Origin of the sequence: Nocardiopsis sp. NPDC006832, assembly GCF_040635885.1 — a bacterium.
In the GTDB taxonomy this organism is placed as follows: Bacteria; Actinomycetota; Actinomycetes; order Streptosporangiales; family Streptosporangiaceae; genus Nocardiopsis.
Window position 1 is genome coordinate 29264 of the sequence record NZ_JBEYLC010000004.1, and the last position, 18367, is coordinate 47630.

The window sequence follows — 18367 nt, forward strand, 5'->3', positions numbered from 1 at the left end:
CGACCGTCCGGTGCGGACGGCGCTGTCCCGGAACGGGACACGGGGTTCGGTCAGGACATGGGACCGTCCAGGTGCGTGGGGGCGAAGCCCGCCCGTCGCCCACCACCACCCTCAACGGACGCCTACGGCGCGAATATCTTTATGTGCATGGGCAGCACCACCACGCTCGGGCCCGGGGCGGCCAGCGCCGCGGTCAGGTCGGCTCCCACCGTCTCCGGTGAGGTGAGGGTCGCGGGCACCCCGAACGAGGCCGCCAGGGCCACGAAGTCGGGTCGGGTCAGCTCGGTGTGGGTGGCCTCCCCGAAGGCGCCCTCCATGTACTCGCGCAGGATGCCGTAGCCGCCGTCGTCGACGATCAGCCAGGTCACGTCCAGGTCGTGCTGGCGGGCGGTGGCCAGTTCCGCGATCGAGTACATGGCACCGCCGTCACCGGAGACCGCCAGCACCGGACCGTTTCCGGTGGCGGCCGCGCCCAGCGCCGCCGGGAACCCGTATCCGAGCCCGCCGGAGCCCTGCGCGGAGTGCATCGCACCATCGCGCGGGTCCCACGCCGACCACGCCCAGTACGCCAACACGGTCATGTCCCAAAAGCTCGGCGCGTCGTCGGGCAGGGCATCGCGTACCGCGGCCAGGACGGTTTGTTCGGCGGCCAGGTCCTGCCCGGCCAGCCGTTCGGCCACCCGGGCCAGAACCCGGGCGACCTCGGTCTCGACCTCGGGGTCCTTCGGGCGTGGCCGAACCTTCGCGGCCAGCGCCTCCAGGGTCAGGGCCGCGTCGCTGTGGATCCCCAACGCCGGGACGTTGGATTCGAGCTTGCCGAGGTCGGCCTCCACCTGCACCACACGCCCTCGGGGCGCCATGGTGTGGTAGTTGCTCGACAACTCGCCCAGACCCGAACCCACCACCAAGAGCACGTCGGCGTCCTCCAGGTACTCGGTGGTGTACCGGTCCTCGATCCACGAGCGCAACGAGAGCGGGTGGTCCCACGGGAAGGCGTCCTTGCCGCCGAAGGTGGTGGCCACCGGAGCACGAAGGGCCTCGGCCAGCTCCAGCAGCGCCTTCCGCCCGCCCGAGCGGCTCACCCCGCCACCGGCCAGCACCACCGGACGCCGCGCCCCGTCCAGCCACCGGGCGGCCTCGTCCACCACCTCCGCGCGCGGAACGAGCGGGGCGGGAGTCCCGGACACGTCCGTCACCGGCGGCACCACCGTCGGCTCCAGCAGCACGTCCTGTGGGATCTCCACCAACACCGGGCCCGCGGGCGCCGCCGCGGCGATCCGCCAGGCCTCGGTCAGCGCCGAGGGGATCTGCGAGGCGTGTCGGACCGTGAACGTCGACTTGGTGACGTTGCCGAAGGAGGCCGTCTGTTCGGGAAGCTCGTGCAGGTAGCCGTGCCGGCCACCGCCCAACCCCGCCCGCGGCACCTGGCTGCTGATCACCAGCACCGGCGCGGAGGCCGCCCGGGACTCCTGCAACGAGGCCAGGGTGAGCAGCGCGCCGGGCCCGGTGGAGACCAACAACGGGGTGACCTCATCGGTCACCCGGGCGTGCCCGTCCGCGGCGAAGGCCGCGTTGTTCTCCACCCTGGCCGACACGAACCGCAGCCCGGGCGCTCGACGCAGCGCGTCGAACAGCCCCAGCGCGTGCTGGCCGGGGATACCGAAGCACACCCGGGCCCCCAACGCGGTCAGGGTCTCGGTGACCAGGTCGCCACCGTTGCGCGGCGCGCTCTCACCCATGTCGATCAGCCCTCCGTCTTGCGCTGGTGGTTCAGGGCCAGCAGGCTCACCAGGTCGTAGGCCACGTGCGAGGCCGCCGTGGAGGTGATCTGGGCGTGGTCGTAGGCCGGGGCGACCTCCACCACGTCGGCGCCCACCAGGTTCAGGTCGGCCAGCCCGCGCAGGATCTCCAGCAGCTCTCGGCTGGTGATCCCGCCGGCCTCCGGGGTGCCGGTGCCCGGGGCGTGCGCCGGGTCCAGGACGTCGATGTCCACCGACACGTACAGTGGCCGGTTCCCGATGCGCTGACGCAGCGCGTCGGCGATCTCGTCCACGCCCTTGCGCAGCACGTCGGCGGCGGTGACGATGCCGAACCCGAAGCGACGGTCGTCCTCCAGGTCCCGCTTGCCGTACAGGGGGCCACGGGTGCCCACGTGGGCGATCGCCTCGGTGTCGAGGATGCCCTCCTCCACCGCGCGTCGGAACGGGGTGCCGTGCGTGTAGGGCTCACCGAAGTAGGTGTCCCAGGTGTCCAGGTGGGCGTCGAAGTGCAGCATGGCGATCGGGCCGTGCACGCGGTACAGGGACCTGAGCAGGGGTAGCGCGATCGTGTGGTCGCCGCCCAGGGTCACCAGGCGGGTCCCGGCGCGCACGAACTCCGAGGCGCCCTGGTCCAGGGTCTCCACGGCGTCCCCGACCGAGTACGGGTTCACCGCGATGTCTCCGCCGTCCACCACCTGGAGGCGCTCGAACGGGGACACGTCCAGGCCGGGGTTGTAGGGACGCAGTAGCCGGCTGGCCTCACGGATCGCCGAGGGGCCGAAACGGGCGCCGGGACGGTAGGAGACACCGGTGTCGAAGGGCACCCCGACCACGGCGATGTCGGCTCGTTCCACCTGGTCGATGCGGGGCAGGCGGGCGAAGGTCGCCGGGCCCGCGAAGCGCGGCACGAGGCTGGAGTCGGTGGGTCCGATCGGTGCGTTCATGTGATCCATTCCTGTGTCGTCGGTTCCGCGATGGGTGTCAGCGGTCCCGGGTCGGGTCGGTGGACGCGACGCTCGTGGCGTCCTCGTCGGTTCCCGTCGCGGTCTCGTCGCCGGTGTCCTGGCCGCGCAGGCGGCGCTGCCACAGCTCCAGTACCGCGGGGTCGGTGGGCGGGGTGAGCAGACTGACGGCCACGTAGACCACCAGCGCGGTGCCCAACCCCACGTAGATGGGTTCGTTGGCGAGCAGGCCGGTGATCGCCATGGTCACGATGACGGCCACGGAACCGGCCAACATCGAGGCCAGGGCGCCCGCGCGCGTTCCGCGACGCCACACCAGGCCACCGAGGATCGCGACGAGCAGGCCGCCGACCAGGATGTTGTAGGCCAGGGTGAGCGCGGCGACCACGTCGTCCACGGCCAGCGCCACACAGATGCTCGCCATACCCAGGACCAGTGTGAACACCCGGTTGGCGGCCACCTCGTCCTCCTTGTGGTCGTCCTCGGCGGACCTCTTCGCGCCGAACAGGGCGCGCACGCGCGGCCACAGGTCGGTGGAGGTCACCGTGGAGCAGGCGATGAGGGCGCCGCTGGCGGTGGACATCACCGCGGACAGGGCGGCGGCCAGGACCAGACCGGCCACGCCCACCGGCAGGGTCGCCTCCACCATGAGGGTGAAGGCGTCGTCGGGGTTGGCCAGGTTCGGGAACATCACCGCGCCGGCGGTGCCGATGAGCGCGCCGCACACTCCGTAGATCAGGCAGTACACGCCCGCGCCGATGCCGCCCACCTTGGCCACCTTGTCGTTGCGGCCGGTGAAGACGCGCTGCCAGATGTCCTGGCCGATGAGCAGCCCCAGCGAGTAGATGACGAAGTAGGTGAGGATGGTCTGCCCGCCGATGGCGGTGGGGTCGAAGTAGGTGGGGTCCAACGACTCGCGCATCCCGGAGAAACCGCCGGCCGACCACACCGCCACCGGGGTCAGGATGAGCAGGAGCCCGATCGTCTTGATCGCGAACTGGGCCATATCGGTCATCGTCACCGACCACATGCCGCCCATCGTGGAGTACAGCACCACGATGGAACCGCCCAGGATGATGGCGACCACGCGCGGCAGTTCGAACAGACCGCTGAAGATGGTGGAGAAGGCCAAGGTCGAGGGCACCGTCAGAACGAAGGTGTAACCCCACATGACCAGGGCCGACACGACCCGGGAGTCACCGCCGTAGCGCAGGTCCAACATCTGGGAGACGGTGAAGACCCTCAGCCGCGAGATGCGCTCGGCGAAGAACAGGTGCAGGGCCAGGATGCCCACGCCGATGGCCACGACCAGCCAGGCGCCGGAGATCCCGTAGGTGTAGCCCAGGCCGATCCCGCCAACGGTGGAGGCGCCGCCCAGGACCACGGCGGCCATGGTGCCCGCGTACATCAGCGGACCCAGGCGGCGGCCGGCGACCAGGTAGTCGGACTTGCTCTTGGCGCGACGCATGCCCCACCAGCCCAGGCCGATCATGCCCAGGAGGTAGGCGGCGATCACCGCGGTGTCGATGAGCATGAAGCTCCTTTGCGGGGAGTGGTTCGGGGGCAGGCGGGGGCGTCGTGCGGGGGTCGGGCCATGGAGATGTTGACGCAGGTCACATCGCTTCGGTCAGCGTAGGTAGTCGGTAGGCTCCACTCCAGTGGCCGAACCGCACCACTTCCCGGTGAACTTTGGATGAATCGTCCAGTCGTCGCGGAAGGCGTCCTCGTGTACGTCATGTCCAGGACACGAGGATCGGCTCGGACGGGTCGGCGGGACGAGGGGGACCAGGACATGGCGAAGAGCGGGGGCGACACCCACCACGTGCCGTTGAGCGTGGTGGTGGCTCGCCGCGACCTGGGCCTGACCACGGTGGTCGAGGCCGGGGACCCACCGATCACCTGGGCGGTGGCGAGCGAGCTCGTCGTGGCCGCCGACTATCTGCGCGGTGGAGAACTCCTCCTCACCTCCGGGGCCAACCTGCCCACCGACACCGATGAGGTGCGCACCTACGTGGCCTCCCTGGTGCGCGCGGGGGTCGGGGCACTCGGCTTCGGGGTGGCGCCCGTCCACCGGGCCGTCCCCGCCGACCTCGTCGAACAGTGCCGGTCGCAGGGCCTGCCGCTGCTGGAGGTGCCACGGAACTCGCCCTTCGCCGCGGTCAGCCGCGCCGTGGGCGAGGAACTGGAAGAGCGCCACCTGCGCGACCTGCGCCGTTTGGGCGAGTCCCACCAGGCCCTGGCCCGCGCGGTCACCGCGCCCATCCCCGCCGAACGGGTGCCCGCGGTGTTGGCCGACGCTCTCGGAGCCTGGGTCGCCCTCGTGCCCGCCGACCCCACCGCATCCGTGCGCCGTACCGCGGGGGCCCCGGCCGACCTGGACCCCGAACTGCGTACCCTGCTCACCAAACTCACCGCCCCCACGGGTCCGCGCAGCGCCAAGGCCGACAGCGGCCCGGACGAGGTCTTCCTGCACACCGTGGGCACCCCACCCGAACACCAGGGCGTGGTGCTGGTGGGTCGCCCCGAACCCCTGGGCATCACCGACCGGGAGGTGCTGCGCACCGCCACGGCCCTGCTCGACCTACTGCTGCGCGCAGAGGGTGAGGAACCGCCCGCCCCGAGCCTGCCGCTCATCGCGCTGCTGTTGGACGGCGAACTGAACCCCCGCGCCATCGCGGCCCTGACCGGGCTCACCGACACCCGCGCTCCCGATCCCCGCTCCGCCACCTCGGGTGAGGCCCCCCGGGGCGGCTACCGGGTCCTGCGGGCCGCACCCGCTTCCCGAGGGCACCGAACCGCCGCCGCGGCCCTGCCCTTGGGCACCCACCTGAGCGACCTGGTCTCCGGCGCCGAGGAGGGCGGCGGTGTCGTGCGCGCCGTCCTCGCCGACCGGGGCGAGCGGTCCCATCACGACCATCTCGAACTCCTGCGTTCCCACGGGTGGATCGGCGCCCTGAGCGCGGCCGTGGCGCCCGAGGATCTGCCCGACGCCGACCGCCGGGCCGCGACCCTGCTGGTGCGCGCCCACGTCGTGGGCGAGCCACGGCTGTGGTCGGCCACCACCGACCCCTTCGACGCGCTCATCGACCCCGAGGGCGCCGGGCGGCCCGCCCGGGAGATTCTCGGCCCGCTCGACGAGGACACCCCGGCCGCGCACACCCTTCGTGCGACCCTGCACACCTGGCTGGCACGGCACGGCAACTGGGATCGGGCCGCCACCGACCTGGGCGTGCACCGCAACAGCGTCCGCTACCGGATCGGTCGGATCGAACGGGACCTGGGCGTGGACCTGGCCGACCCCGAACAGCGCATGCGCCTGTGGTTCGCCCTGACCCGGCGCCCTTGAGGGGCACGGGAACCTTCACGGGAGCTCGCACGGGCCGATGCACGTGCGAGCAGCCGACCGAAAACCCGTGAAAACTGGGTTCACCTGTGCGAACGAGCGAATGACAGGGTGAATTAGGGTCTCGCCGATTGGCCGCATCCGGCCATTTTCGTCGACGTTTCGTGAGCCGCTTCGATTCTGGGGATGTTACCCATCTCTAACCCCACCCGTATGACCTGCGCACCCCCGCGCCGAAACCCCCATCGGTGGCACGAAACCGGTTATCTCTCCGGAAAAACCGCAGGAGTGCGTTCGGTGTGACCCAAGGATAATTCGAGCAGGAATCGGAAGGATCGAACCGGAATGACTTCCGAAACAAGGGCCTGTCCCGGTTCTCTCGGTCCCGCCGCAGCCGAACCAGGAAACTGATGCCCAACGGGAACCCCGGTCCTTCGGGGCCCGGCCACGTAGAAGGAGGAAGGGGCGAGCCCTCCCGTCTCCAGACGGGGGCACATGCCCCGAGGACCCACATGACGTTTCCATCACTGGACACGGCACTGCCCTCCGGGGTGGACGCGCGCGAGCACGCCGACCTGCTCCGCCGATCCCACGACGCGCTGCTCGCGGGGCGCCCCACGCCCACGCCGTTGCGTCCGGTGATCGAGGACTCCTGGGAACGCATGCGCGGATTCGGCATCGATCCCGACTGCGGACCCCCACCACGGATGGCCCGCCTGGACGAACTCCAACGCCAACGCGACGCCTCACCCATCGCCGAGGTGTTGCCGCTGATCCGTCGTTCCCTGGTCTCGGTGGCCGACCAGGCCGACCACATCATGCTGGTCACCGACGCCTCGGGGCAGGTGCTCTGGCGCGAGGGATCCCATCGGATGCGATCGGTCGGCGACCGGGTCGGGCTGGTGGAGGGCTCCTTTTGGAACGAGGGCAGCATCGGCACCAACGCCATCGGCACCGCGCTGGTGGTCGGTCGCCCCGTGCAGGTCTACTCCGCCGAACACTTCGTGCGCAACCTGCACGCCCTCACCTGCGCCTGCGCCCCCGTGCACGACCCCCGGGACGGGCGACTGCTGGGCGCCATCGACGTCACCGGTCCGGTCTCCACCATCCACCCCTCCACCCTGGCCCTGGTCAACGCGGTCGCCCAACTGGCCCAGGCACATCTGCAAGGGCTGCACCACACCCACCTGGAACGGTTGCGCTCGGTCGCCGCGCCCCTGTTGGCCGGACTGACCCGACCCGCCCTGGTGGTGGACGAAAGCGGTTGGACCGCCGCGGCGGTGCACATGGAACCGGTCCGGCGGGTGCTGTTGCCCAAGCACTGCGAGAGCGGGACGGCCTGGATCCCCGCCCTGGGCGAGTGCGGCCTGGAACCCCTGCCGGGCGGCTGGCTCATCCGCCCGCGCCCCGGGGAGCGGGCCGGTTCCACCTCGGTGACCCTGGATCTGCGCAGACCCGGGGCGTCCACGGTGACGGTGGCCGGCCCGAGCGGCGAGTGGGTGCACAACCTGACTCCGCGCCACACCGAACTCCTCCTCCGGTTGGCGGTGCACCGGGCGGGGCGTTCGGGCGCCGAGTTGTCCAAGGACGTGTTCGGCGCCGACGCCCACGTGGTCACCGTGCGCGCGGAACTGTCCCGGATCCGGCGCAACCTGGGTGGCGTGATCGAGAGCCGCCCCTACCGTTTCGCCGACGAGGTCATGGTCCGGGTGATCGGTTCACAGACGTCGGTGAACCTGCTCCCCGCTTCGTTGGCGCCGGGGGTGCGGGCCCTGCTGGAGCGGGACGGGAGCACGCCCCTGTGCGACCACCCCGGCTGAATCCCCCGACGTCCCGACGCGTCGCCATATCGCCACTCTGGGTGGGAAAGTCGCAACCTGTTGCAACCGTTGCCGAGCGTGGGCCGATGGGATCAACTTGGGGATGCGCGGCCCGCCCACCGGTGGAGGCCTCCGGGCAAGAGAGGGCACGGAGGAGTTCACCGGTGCGGGGCGCGTCCGTGTCCTACGGACCTTGAGGGGGGTTACGGGGGTAAGGGCGGACGCGTTTTCGGGGAGTGCTCCACGGGAGGTTCGGGGGAATCCTCCGGCGAGCGTACGCGTATGATGCGGTGCGGCCCGGACCGTCGTGTGAGTTATCGGGCCGCACCGCCATAGGCGACTTCAGCCGGATTCGGGGGCGGCGGACCCCTCCTCGCCCGCGAGTTCGTTCGGCTCTGCCGTCTCTTCTGGCTCCGGTTCCAGCGGCGCGCACTGGAAACAGTCCATGGTGAAGACCTCGTCGCCGTCGACGGCCCCGGTGAAGACACCGGACAGGCTGTCGTCGCCCGCGGCGCGTTCGGCCAGGGCCTCGGACGAGAGTCGGCCCTCGAAGCGCAACTCGGCGCCGTCGCGGTCCAGTCCCTCACAGACCACCTCCAGGCCGCCGCTGACGGGCTCCGCGTCCTCTTCGGCGGTCCCGCCCCGGATGCCGTCGGCGGTGACCGTGTGCTCCTCCTCCCGTGTCGGCTCCGCCGATGGGGACGGTGATGGGGAGCCGGAGGCCTCGGGTTCCCCGATGGCAGCGGGAGGGGCGCAGGTGAGCGTGCCGTCGACCGGATGGCCCTTGCGCGCGAAGGCGCGTTCGACGCCCGGTCGTAGCACCGAAGCCGACAGGGCGTCGGCGGCCCGTGCCAGTTCCAGTCGTTCGGCGTCGATCTCCTGCTCCGTGGGTGCCGGGTCGGTGCACGAGGTCAGCGCGCCGCACAGCAGCAGCGTCGCGGAGATGCTGAGGGTGGTCGAGCGGACGCCCATGGTCTCCTCCGGTTCTCGGGTGACGCGCCCGTCACCGGGAGCGATGGTCCATCGCACCAATGTCCTCGAAAGCCCAGGAAACACCCATGTCCGACTCGGGTGGTAAGGGTGAAAAGTGCGTCATGTTCTGGTCATTCATGTGTGAGTCGGGTCGCGCACCCGGGTACCGTCACCGACGCGGCGCTCGAACGCCCGCGACGATGTGCGTCAGAGCACAGGAACGCCCTGATGGGGGGTGCCGCACGACCACTGGGCTAGACTCCGGATATTTCCCGAACCGTGTTCCACGGTTCGACACGACCCGACCGACTCACCGAGAACCGCATACGGCCCGGCCGTCACGGTGGCCTCGCGTGAACCAAGGGGACCCGCCCGGCGTCGAACCAGGAATCAACGAAGATCTCCCGGGACGACCCGGTAGACCCCACAAGACCGTCCTTCCTTCGGAGGTGGACCGTGTCCGCTGACCACCGAGAACAGCAGCCCGGCCAACAGGGCTCGCGTATCGACCCGCACGTCGGCCGCTACGCACATCGAGCACAGGGCATGGTCGCATCGGAGGTCAGGGCACTCTTCGCAGTCGCCTCCCGCCCCGAGATCGTCTCCCTGGCGGGCGGCATGCCCAACGTCGCCGCCCTGCCGCTCGACCAGATCGGTGACCTGGTCAAGGACGTGGTCTCCGAGGAGGGTGCCGCCGCCCTGCAGTACGGCTCCGCTCAGGGCGACCCCGTCCTGCGCGAGCAGATCTGCGACTACATGACCCTCGAAGGCGTCCAGTCCGTCCCCGACGACGTCATCGTCACCGTCGGATCCCAGCAGGCCCTGGACCTGATCACCCGCGTCTTCGTCGACCCCGGCGACATCGTGCTGACCGAGGCGCCCACCTACGTCACCGCGATCAACACCTTCGCCGCGTTCCAGGCCGACATCCGCCACGTGAGCATGGACGACGAGGGCGTCGACGCCGACGAACTCGACCGCGCCCTCACCGCGGCGGCCAAGGCCGGGCGCACCGTCAAGTTCTTCTACACGATCCCCAACTTCCAGAACCCCGGCGGCATCACCATGTCCGCCGAGCGCCGCGTGCGGGTGATGGAGGTCTGTCGGCGCCACGACGTCCTGATCATCGAGGACAACCCCTACGGCCTGCTCCGCTATGACGGCGAACCACAGCCCACCCTGTACTCGCAGGGCGACGGCAACGTCATCTACCTGGGGTCGCTGTCCAAGACGCTCTCGCCGGGCCTGCGCATCGGCTGGGCGTTGGCGCCCTCGGCGGTGCGCGCCAAACTCGTGCTGGCCGCGGAGTCGGCGATGCTCAGCCACTCCACGTTCAACCAGCTCGTGGTGCGCCGTTACCTCAAGACCTTCCCCTGGCGCGAGCAGATCAAGGCGTTCAACAGCATGTACGGCGAGCGGCGCGACGCCCTGCTCGGCGCGCTCAACACGATGATGCCGGACGGCTGTACCTGGACCCGGCCCGAGGGCGGGTTCTTCGTCTGGGCGACCCTTCCCGAGGGCATCGACGCCAAGGCGATGCTGCCGCGCGCGGTCAACCACCGTGTCGCCTACGTACCCGGCACCGGCTTCTTCGCCGACGGTCGTGGCCGTGACAGCATGCGGTTGAGCTTCTGCTACCCCACACCCGAACAGATCCGGGAGGGCGTGCGCAGGCTCGTCGGAGCCATCGAGGGCGAGATGGACCTGCGCGACACGTTCGGTCCCGCCATGGCCATGCCCACCGAGGGCAGCCAGGCCCCCACCCCCGACCTTCCCTGACACCCCGTGAGGGGCACCAGCCACCATGACAGCAGCACAGAAGGAGGTCCGCGCCGTGGCCGACCTTGACCGGGTCCTCGTCCTCGCCGGGGGACTGTCCCCCGAACACGAGGTGAGCGTCCAATCCGGCCGCAGCGTGGCCGAGGCCCTGCGCCGACTCGACGTCGAAGTGCAGGTTGCCGACGTCGACTCCGGCCTTCTCCAGCGCTTGGCCGACGACCCGCCCCAGGTGGTCTTCCCCGTCCTGCACGGCTCCGCCGGTGAGGACGGCGCGATCCGTGAGGTCCTGGAACTGGCCGGGGTGTCCTACGTGGGCGCCCGCCCCCAGTCCTGCCGGCTCGCCTACGCCAAGCCCGCCGCCAAGGCCCTACTGGCCGAGAAGGGCGTTCGGGTGCCGCGTGGCGCCACCCTGCCCAAGTCCGCCTTCCACGACCTGGGCGCGCCCGCGCTCCTGGACAAGCTCATCGAACGGCTCGGGTTGCCGCTGTTCGTCAAGCCCGACCGTGGCGGTTCGGCGTTCGGAGCCACCCCCGTGACCTCGGCCAAGGACCTGTCCACCGCGCTGATGTCCTGCTTCGCCTACAGCGACTCCGCGCTGGTCGAGGAGTTGGTCCAGGGCACCGAACTGGCCGTGGGCGTCCTGGACACCGGTTCGGGGCCCGTGGCGCTGCCCCCGGTGGAGATCGTTCCCGACGGCGGGGTCTACGACTACGCGGCCCGCTACACCGCCGGTCGCACCGAGTTCTTCTGTCCGGCCCGTCTGGAGGAGTCGGTACTGGCCGCGGCCACCGAGGTGGCGCTGACCGCGCACCGCGCCCTGGGCCTGCGCGACCTGTCGCGCACCGACCTCATGGTCGCCCCGGACGGCGAGGTCGTCTTCTTGGAGACCAACGTCGCCCCGGGCCTGACCGAGACGTCCACCTTCCCGATGGCGGCCGCGGCCCAGGGGCTGGACTTCGCGGTGCTGTGCCGCGAACTCGCCCACCAGGCGCACCTGCGCGGCTGAACCGACACCGGCCGACGGAACACCGACCGACGAAAACCGGGTGGGCCGCCACGCCACGGCGGCCCACCCGAACACGGTCCCGGAAGGGGCCCGAACCCGTGTCACCGGCTCGGAACCTCCAGGGCCGTCTCGATCGCATCACGGACCGTGCCCTGGAGCAAGGGGACCTTGTACCCGGTGGCGGGCAGGGGAGAGCACCGATCGGCCAGGGCGGTCAACGCCTCCTCCACCCGATCGGGCAGGTCCCCGCCGGGTGCCGCGTCCACCAGGGCGCCTTCCACCTCGGGTAGTCGCAAGGGGGTACGCGCCACCGCGCCCACCGCCACCGCGGCCCGCTCCACCGGTCCGCGGCCCTGGTCGGCGCACTCCAGCCGAACGACCACCTCCACCAGCGGCCACTCCGCCCGGGAACGTCCGGTCGCCCTTCGATGGGCGAAGCGCTCGCCCGGGGACGGGACCGGCAGTGACACGGCCGTCAACAACGTGCCCGGACCCAACGTGTGGTCACGTGTGGGGTCGGTGCCCTCGTACAGGTCGACGATCGCCTTCTCGGAGTCCGGGCCGCCCTCCAGGCGCACACTCGCCTCGTAGGCCAGCAGCGCCACCGCCAACGTCGACGGGTGTGGGGCCACGCACGGGCCCTGGTCCACCACCACGCCGCGCAGGTGGTCGCCCTCCCGGGCCGGACAGGAGTCCCCACCGGTCTGGAAGCAGTCGAAGGCGGGGTTGCGCAGGTAGGCGCAACGATTGCGCTGGAGCAGGTTGCCCCCGAGGGTGGCCGTGCCCCGGATCTGCGGGGTGGCCAGGGCCCGGGCGGTGGCGGCCAACGCCGGATAGGCCGCGGCCAGGGCGGGGTCGGCTCCCAACGTGGCGACGGTGGTCATCGCCCCCACCAGGGCCGAACCGTCGGCCTCCCAGACCACCTCGTCCAGGTCGGACACCCTCAACAGGTCCACCAGGGGCCCGGGGGCGATCACCCCCGCCTCCAGGCAGGCGGTCAGGTCGGTGCCCCCGGCGCGCGGGCGCACCCCCCGCCGGGCCAGGTCGGCCGACACCTCGGTCACACTCGTGGGTCGGGTCACGGTCATCGCGTCGCTCCGATCAGTCGGTCCGGGCGCAGGGGCAGGTCGTGGTGGCGGACGCCGGTGGCGTCGAAGACGGCGTTGCCCAGCGCGGCGGCCACCCCCACCACCGACACCTCGCCGAGCCCGATCCCACCACCGGGCACGTGCTCGAAACCCTCCTGGTGGAAGTACACCTCGGTCTCGGGAACGTCGCCCATCCCGGGTAGCCGGTACTCCTCCAGGTCGTCGGAGAGCACCACCCCGGTGCGCGGGTCGTCGCGCCGTTCCTCGAACAACGCGTAGCCCACCCCCTGGACGACGGCGCCCTCGCACTGGTTGCGGGCCATGCGTTCGTTGTAGATGCGCCCGGCGGCGATCCCGGCCCAGCACCGGGTGGGGCGCACCCGGCCCAACAGGGTGTCCACCTCCACCTCCATCACGTGTACCGCTCCGCTCATCCCGCGTCCCACCGCCAGGTCGCCGGCCATGTTCGGGGTGAGCCGCCCCCAACGGTCCAGGCCACGCTCGCCCACCACCGAGGACCCCTCGGCCAGGGACAGGGCCTCCTTGAAGGTGTGCTCGGGGATGGGGCCCGACGCCGGCACGGCGGGGGAGTGCTCGCGCAGGGCCTCGCGCAACCGGTCGGCGGCGTCGGCCGCGGCCGGTCCCATCGAGGTGGTGGTGCGGCTGCCGAAGGAACCGGTGCCGTGTACCGAGGACCCGTGCCCGATCTCCACGGTCAGGCCGTCGGCGCCGATGCCCAGCCGCTCGGCGACCACGTCGCCCAACACCGTCCGGATGCCCGTGCCGATGTCCTGGGTGCTCGAACGCACCACCAGCTCACCGCCGCGCACGGTCAGTTCCACCCGGGCCTGGGGACCGAGCAGGTAGGGCCAGCCCGCGGCGGCCAACCCGACGCCGCGTCGGAACCGGCCGGTGCTCTCACCACGAGGACGGTCCCGCCACAGCGGCAGCTCCGCCACTCGTTCGTACAGTGCCCGACGCTTGGGGTTGCCGTCCCACCGACGCCGTAGCGACAACGGGTCCTCGCCCAGCCGCGTCGCCATGGTGTCCACGGCCTGTTCCAACGCCCACGCCATCGGTGGTCCGCCGGGTCCGCGCATCGGCTCGCCCGGGGGTCGGTTGGTGACCACGTCGAAGTCGCGCACCCGTCGAGGTGAACGCCCGTACATCAGCGCGGCCAGGGTGGCGACGTTGGAACCGACCGACACCCCGCCGTCGCCCACCGAGTCCACGGCCAGCGCACGCAGGTCGCCCTCGGAGTCGGCCAGCAGGGCCACCCGGGTGCGGTTGCCGGGCCGGTGGCCGGCGTCGACGAGCTCCTCGGAGCGTTCCAGCGACACCCGCACCGGCGCGTCCACCAGCCGGGACAGTTCCACCGCGGCCACCGTGTCCGGGGACAGGGCGCCCTTGGCGCCGAACCCACCGCCCACGTACTCGGTCACCACGTGCACCCGTTCCCGGGGCAGGTCCCAACGCTCGGCGACCTTGTCGACCATCCGGCTCAGGGCCTGGGTGGACACGTGCAGGTGCAGGTCTCCACCATCCCAGGAGGCCACGCTCACGTGCGGTTCCAAGGGGGTGTGCACCTGGGTGGCGGTGGTGTACTCCTCGGCCACCAACAGGGGGTCCTCGCGCAACCGGGCGGCGCGCAGACGGGAGACGGCCGTGGGGCCGCGCCAGCTCACCACCCCGGGACCGCGCACGTTGCCGTTCCACGCGGACCTGGGACCGGGCGCCTCACCGTAGTCGAGGGCGGCGGCGCGTTCGGCCTTGGTCGGGTACACCAGTGGTGCCCCGGGCTCGCGGGCGGCGTCGACGGTGGTCACCGAGGGCAACGGCTCCAGGTCCACCCGTACGGCCGCGGCCAGCCGCCGCGCCTCGGCGCGGGTGGGCGCGGCCACGGCGGCGATCGCCCGCCCCACGTGGCGGACGGTACGGTCCTCGCCCAGCAGGTCCACCAGGGGAGCCCGACCGCCGTCGCCGTCGGGCGCGGGGCGCACCTTCAGGACCCGGGCGTGGGCCACGGTGGAGCGCACGATCACCCCGGTCCAGGTGCCCGGCGGGGCGTGGTCACCGCTGAAGCGGGCGCGTCCGGTCACCTTGGCGGGGGCGTCCGCGCGCGGCGGCGCCTCGACGGGTTCGGTGTCGAACCCACCGGCGCAAGCGGCGGCCACGGCGGAGAAGATCCCCTCGTAGGCCCCGCATCGGCACAGGTGTCCGGCCAGGGCGTCGGCGATCGTGTCGCGGTCCGGCGCGGTGTCGCCGTGCTCGGCCCGCCAGGCGTCCACGAACACGGAGGCCTCCACCACGAAGCCGGGTGTGCAGTAGCCGCATTGGAGGCCGTCGTGCGCGGCGAAGGCGCGCTGGACGGGGTGGTCGCCGCCCAGTCCTTCCACGGTGGTGACCGAACGTCCGGCCAGGTGGGCGGAGGGAAGCAGGCAGGAGGCGGTGGGGGAGCCGTCGACCAGGATGGTGCAGGCGCCGCACACTCCGCTTCCGCAGGCGATCTTGGTGCCGGTCAGGCCGAGCGTGTCGCGCAGGTGCTCGGCGGCGTTGACTTCGGGTTCGTCGGGGGTGGGCGTGGGGGCGCCGTTGACCGTGGTGTCCATGGGGCGTCTTCCCGGGCAGACGAAAGTTGTCACTGTCAACTTAAGTGGCGCTTTCCTCCGCTGTCAAAGACCTTTTCGCCCGAAGCAGCGGCTCGGACCCGAATTCGCGCCCGGTTCGACCGCCTCGCCGCCTCGGGCTTCGCATACTGTGGCGGGCGACGAAAGTACACGTCATCCCCCTCCCGAGGATTCCCTTCATGTACCTCACCCCGCCCCCTCGCATCCATGGCTGGGTCGAGTCCGGCTTCGAACCGGTCCGCGAGGCCTTCCAGAACAACTTCGCCGAACACGGGGAGACCGGCGCCGCCGTGGCCGTCCACCACGCCGGCCGCCCGGTGGTCGACCTGTGGGCGGGGACGCGCGACCCCGAGACCGGGGCGCCCTGGGAGTCCGACACCCTCACCCTCGTCTTCTCGGCCACCAAGGGGGTCACCTCCCTGGTCCTGGCACACGCCCACTCACGGGGTCTGTTCGAGTACGACCGACCGATGGCCCACTACTGGCCCGATTTCGCCCGTCACGGCAAGGGTCGCCTCACCATCGGCGAACTGCTCTCCCACCGGGCCGGTCTGCCCTACCTGGACACCGAACTCACCCCCGACCTGCTGGCCGACCACGACCGGCTCGCCCAGGTCCTGGCCGACCAGGCGCCCGCCTGGAAGCCCGGCACACGGCACGGCTACCACAGCGTCACCATCGGCCTCTACGTCAACGAGCTGCTACGCCGGGTGGACGGGCGCACCGTCGGCGCGTACCTGGCGGAGGAACTCGCGGGCCCCCTGGGCCTGGATCTGTACGTGGGACTTCCCGCGCGGATCGGCGATGAACGGTTGGCCCGCCTGACCGGAGGATCCTGGCGCGACCTGGCCACCGACCCCACCGCCGTCCCCCTCGGTCACGTACTCGCGCGCTGCCTGCCCTGGAGCATCGCCGCGCGCACCTTCGCCAACCCACCGCTGCGCACCGCCGACGAACTCGCCGGCCCCGCCTACCGATCGGTGGAGTTGCCGCACGGCAACGGCTTCGCGACCGCCCGCTCGTTGGCCGCGCTCTACGGCGAGTTCGCACAAGGCGCGCCGATACTGGGTGTGCGCGACGAAAGCCTGCGGGCCCTGGAGGAACGGCCCGCACCGCCCCGCGAGGGGGAACGCGACGTCAACCTCAAGGTCCGCACCCGCTACTCGTCAGGACTGTGGAAACCCTTCCCCGAATGGCGGTTCGGCACCGACGACCGCGCCTACGGCAGCCCGGGGGCCGGTGGCTCCTTCGGCTTCGCCGACCCGGCGACCGGCACCGGCTACGGCTACGTCCCCAACCGGATGGGTCTGCGGATCTGGAACGACCCGCGCGACGTGGCCCTGCGCGGCGCCCTGGATCGCTGCCTGGCCACGGTCATCCCCTGAGGCGGCGGACCCACCCCGAACACACCCGTGGCCGGGGTACCGAGCCCCGGCCACGGACGAACGGAACCCCTTACAAGCCCATCGCGTGCATGGTGAAGTGGAAGGAGAACACCGCGGTCAGGATCCACATCAGCCAACCGACCTCGCGGAAGCGGCCCTGAGCGGACTTGATCACCGTGTACGCGATGATGCCGATGCCGATCCCGCTGGCGATGTCGTAGGCGAACGGCATCATCACGATCGTCAGGAACGAGGGGATGGCCACCGAGAAGTCGTCCCAGGCGATCTGCCCCACGTGCATCATCATCATGGCGCCGACCAGCACCATCGCCACCGATGCGGCCTCGGCCGGCACCATACCGAACACCGGGGCGAAGAAGATCGCGCTGAGGAAGAACAGCCCGGTGACGACACTGGCCAGACCGGTACGCGCCCCCTCGCTCACCCCCACGGTGGACTCCACGAACACCAGCGTCGCCGAGGAACTGGTCAGACCACCGGCCACGGCGCCGGCGCCGTCGGTGATGAGGATCTGGTTGACCCGGGGCATCTGCCCGTCCTCGTCGGCGATGTCGGCCTTGGTGCCGATGGCCAGGATGGTGCCCAGCGCGTCGAAGAACCCGGCCAGCACCAGGGTGAACAGGATGACCCCGGCGGTGGTCGGTCCGGCCGTGGTCCAGGCACCGAACAGGTCCACCTGGAACAGCAACCCGAAGTCGGGGGCCGCGAACGGGCTGCCGGGCAGCTCCGGCACACCCCCGCCCCAGGACTCGGGGTCCAGGCTCAGCGCGTAGTGCAGGACCACCGCGAGCACGGTGGCACCGATGATCCCGTAGAAGATCGCACCGGGAACCCGGCGGGCCAGCAGCACCGAGGCCAGGATCAGTCCGGCCACGAACACCAGGATCGGCCACCCGTCAAGGTGTCCACCGCCGCCCGCGGCGCCGATCTGTAGGAGGCTGTCGCCGTCACCGGCGCTGACGAACCCGATGTTGGCCAGGCCGATCAGGGATACGAACAGGCCGATGCCCACGCCGATGGCGAGTTTGAGGTTGTACGGCAACGCGTTCATCACCGCGGTGCGCACCCCGGTCAGGACCATGAGGATGATGGCGATGCCCTGCCACACGACCAGGCCCATAACCTCAGGCCAGGCCATCACCGGCGCCGCCTGGTAGGCGACCACCGCCATCACACCGAGGGCCGCCGCGCAGGCGATGGGGGCGCGGCCCACCACACCCATCATGATGGTGACCAGCCCGGCGGCCAGGGCGGTCATGGTGGTCAGCTGACCGGCCGAGAGCTGGTCGCCGTTCACGTCGGTGACGCCGCTGAGGATGATCGGGTTCAAGACGATGATGTAGGCCATCGCCATGAACGTCGTCAGCCCTCCGCGGACCTCCTGACCGAAGGTCGACCCCCGTTCGCTGACGAGGAAGAAGCGGTCGAGCCAGGATCGATCCGTTGGGGAGCGCTCTGCGGAACGCGCTCCGGAGTCGTCGAGTCGGGTCATGTCCCCTCCTGGAGGGATATGAGCACGGCGAAGCCGTGTTTTAAGGGGGGTTGACTACTCTGCGTAGTCGGATTCGGGCACGAGGGGACGTCGTCGTCCCCTCGGCCGCCCA

12 protein-coding genes are annotated in these 18367 nt (G+C 71.1%); 5 read left to right on the top strand and 7 right to left on the bottom strand.

The window, feature by feature from the left end; genetic code table 11:
• Nucleotides 1-122: 122 nt before the first annotated feature.
• The 3 genes from ABZ717_RS02945 to ABZ717_RS02955 are packed head-to-tail and all read right to left on the bottom strand — an operon-like array spanning nucleotide 123 to nucleotide 4256.
• Entirely contained in the window at nucleotides 123-1739 is a 1617-nt protein-coding gene (locus tag ABZ717_RS02945) for a thiamine pyrophosphate-binding protein (RefSeq protein WP_358504640.1), read from the bottom strand.
• A 5-nt stretch (nucleotides 1740-1744) separates the two neighbouring features.
• Nucleotides 1745-2704 (bottom strand): agmatinase, encoded by a 960-nt coding sequence (gene speB / locus ABZ717_RS02950; protein WP_358504643.1) that lies wholly within the window; start codon nucleotides 2702-2704, stop codon nucleotides 1745-1747.
• A gap of 37 nt (nucleotides 2705-2741) precedes the next feature.
• The gene (locus tag ABZ717_RS02955; protein ID WP_358504646.1) at nucleotides 2742-4256 is read right to left on the bottom strand and encodes a sodium:solute symporter; all 1515 of its coding nucleotides are present in this window, start codon (nucleotides 4254-4256) and stop codon (nucleotides 2742-2744) included.
• 258 nt (nucleotides 4257-4514) lie between these two features.
• Between ABZ717_RS02955 and ABZ717_RS02960 the strand changes: the two genes are divergently transcribed.
• Both ABZ717_RS02960 and ABZ717_RS02965 read left to right on the top strand, forming a co-directional pair.
• Nucleotides 4515-6068, top strand: coding sequence for a PucR family transcriptional regulator (locus ABZ717_RS02960; protein ID WP_358504650.1), 1554 nt, complete (start codon nucleotides 4515-4517; stop codon nucleotides 6066-6068).
• A gap of 509 nt (nucleotides 6069-6577) precedes the next feature.
• Nucleotides 6578-7885, top strand: a complete 1308-nt coding sequence (locus ABZ717_RS02965) for a GAF domain-containing protein (RefSeq protein WP_358504652.1) — start codon at nucleotides 6578-6580, stop codon at nucleotides 7883-7885.
• 342 nt (nucleotides 7886-8227) lie between these two features.
• Here the strand turns inward: ABZ717_RS02965 and ABZ717_RS02970 are convergent, their stop codons facing one another.
• Entirely contained in the window at nucleotides 8228-8914 is a 687-nt protein-coding gene (locus ABZ717_RS02970) for a hypothetical protein (protein ID WP_358504654.1), read from the bottom strand.
• A gap of 489 nt (nucleotides 8915-9403) precedes the next feature.
• Here ABZ717_RS02970 and ABZ717_RS02975 point away from each other — a divergent pair, with 489 nt between their 5' ends.
• Nucleotides 9404-10636: a PLP-dependent aminotransferase family protein gene (locus ABZ717_RS02975; RefSeq protein ID WP_358505022.1), complete on the top strand. Its 1233-nt coding sequence runs from the start codon at nucleotides 9404-9406 to the stop codon at nucleotides 10634-10636.
• 25 nt (nucleotides 10637-10661) lie between these two features.
• A complete protein-coding gene (locus ABZ717_RS02980; RefSeq protein ID WP_358504656.1) occupies nucleotides 10662-11642 on the top strand; it encodes a D-alanine--D-alanine ligase in 981 nt (326 codons plus the stop codon).
• Between the two features lie 101 nt (nucleotides 11643-11743).
• Here ABZ717_RS02980 and ABZ717_RS02985 read toward each other — a convergent pair whose 3' ends face one another.
• Both ABZ717_RS02985 and ABZ717_RS02990 read right to left on the bottom strand, forming a co-directional pair.
• Nucleotides 11744-12730: an FAD binding domain-containing protein gene (locus tag ABZ717_RS02985; protein WP_358504659.1), complete on the bottom strand. Its 987-nt coding sequence runs from the start codon at nucleotides 12728-12730 to the stop codon at nucleotides 11744-11746.
• Nucleotides 12727-15339: a molybdopterin-dependent oxidoreductase gene (locus tag ABZ717_RS02990; protein WP_358504661.1), complete on the bottom strand. Its 2613-nt coding sequence runs from the start codon at nucleotides 15337-15339 to the stop codon at nucleotides 12727-12729. Before ABZ717_RS02990 ends, ABZ717_RS02985 begins: the two co-directional genes overlap by 4 nt.
• 197 nt (nucleotides 15340-15536) lie before the next feature.
• On the opposite strand from ABZ717_RS02990, the gene ABZ717_RS02995 reads away from it, so the two are divergent.
• Nucleotides 15537-16742, top strand: coding sequence for a serine hydrolase domain-containing protein (locus tag ABZ717_RS02995; RefSeq protein WP_358504664.1), 1206 nt, complete (start codon nucleotides 15537-15539; stop codon nucleotides 16740-16742).
• Between the two features lie 70 nt (nucleotides 16743-16812).
• On the opposite strand, the gene ABZ717_RS03000 is transcribed toward ABZ717_RS02995, so the two are convergent.
• Nucleotides 16813-18255, bottom strand: a complete 1443-nt coding sequence (locus ABZ717_RS03000; RefSeq protein WP_358504667.1) for an NCS2 family permease — start codon at nucleotides 18253-18255, stop codon at nucleotides 16813-16815.
• Between the last annotated feature and the right edge of the window lie 112 nt (nucleotides 18256-18367).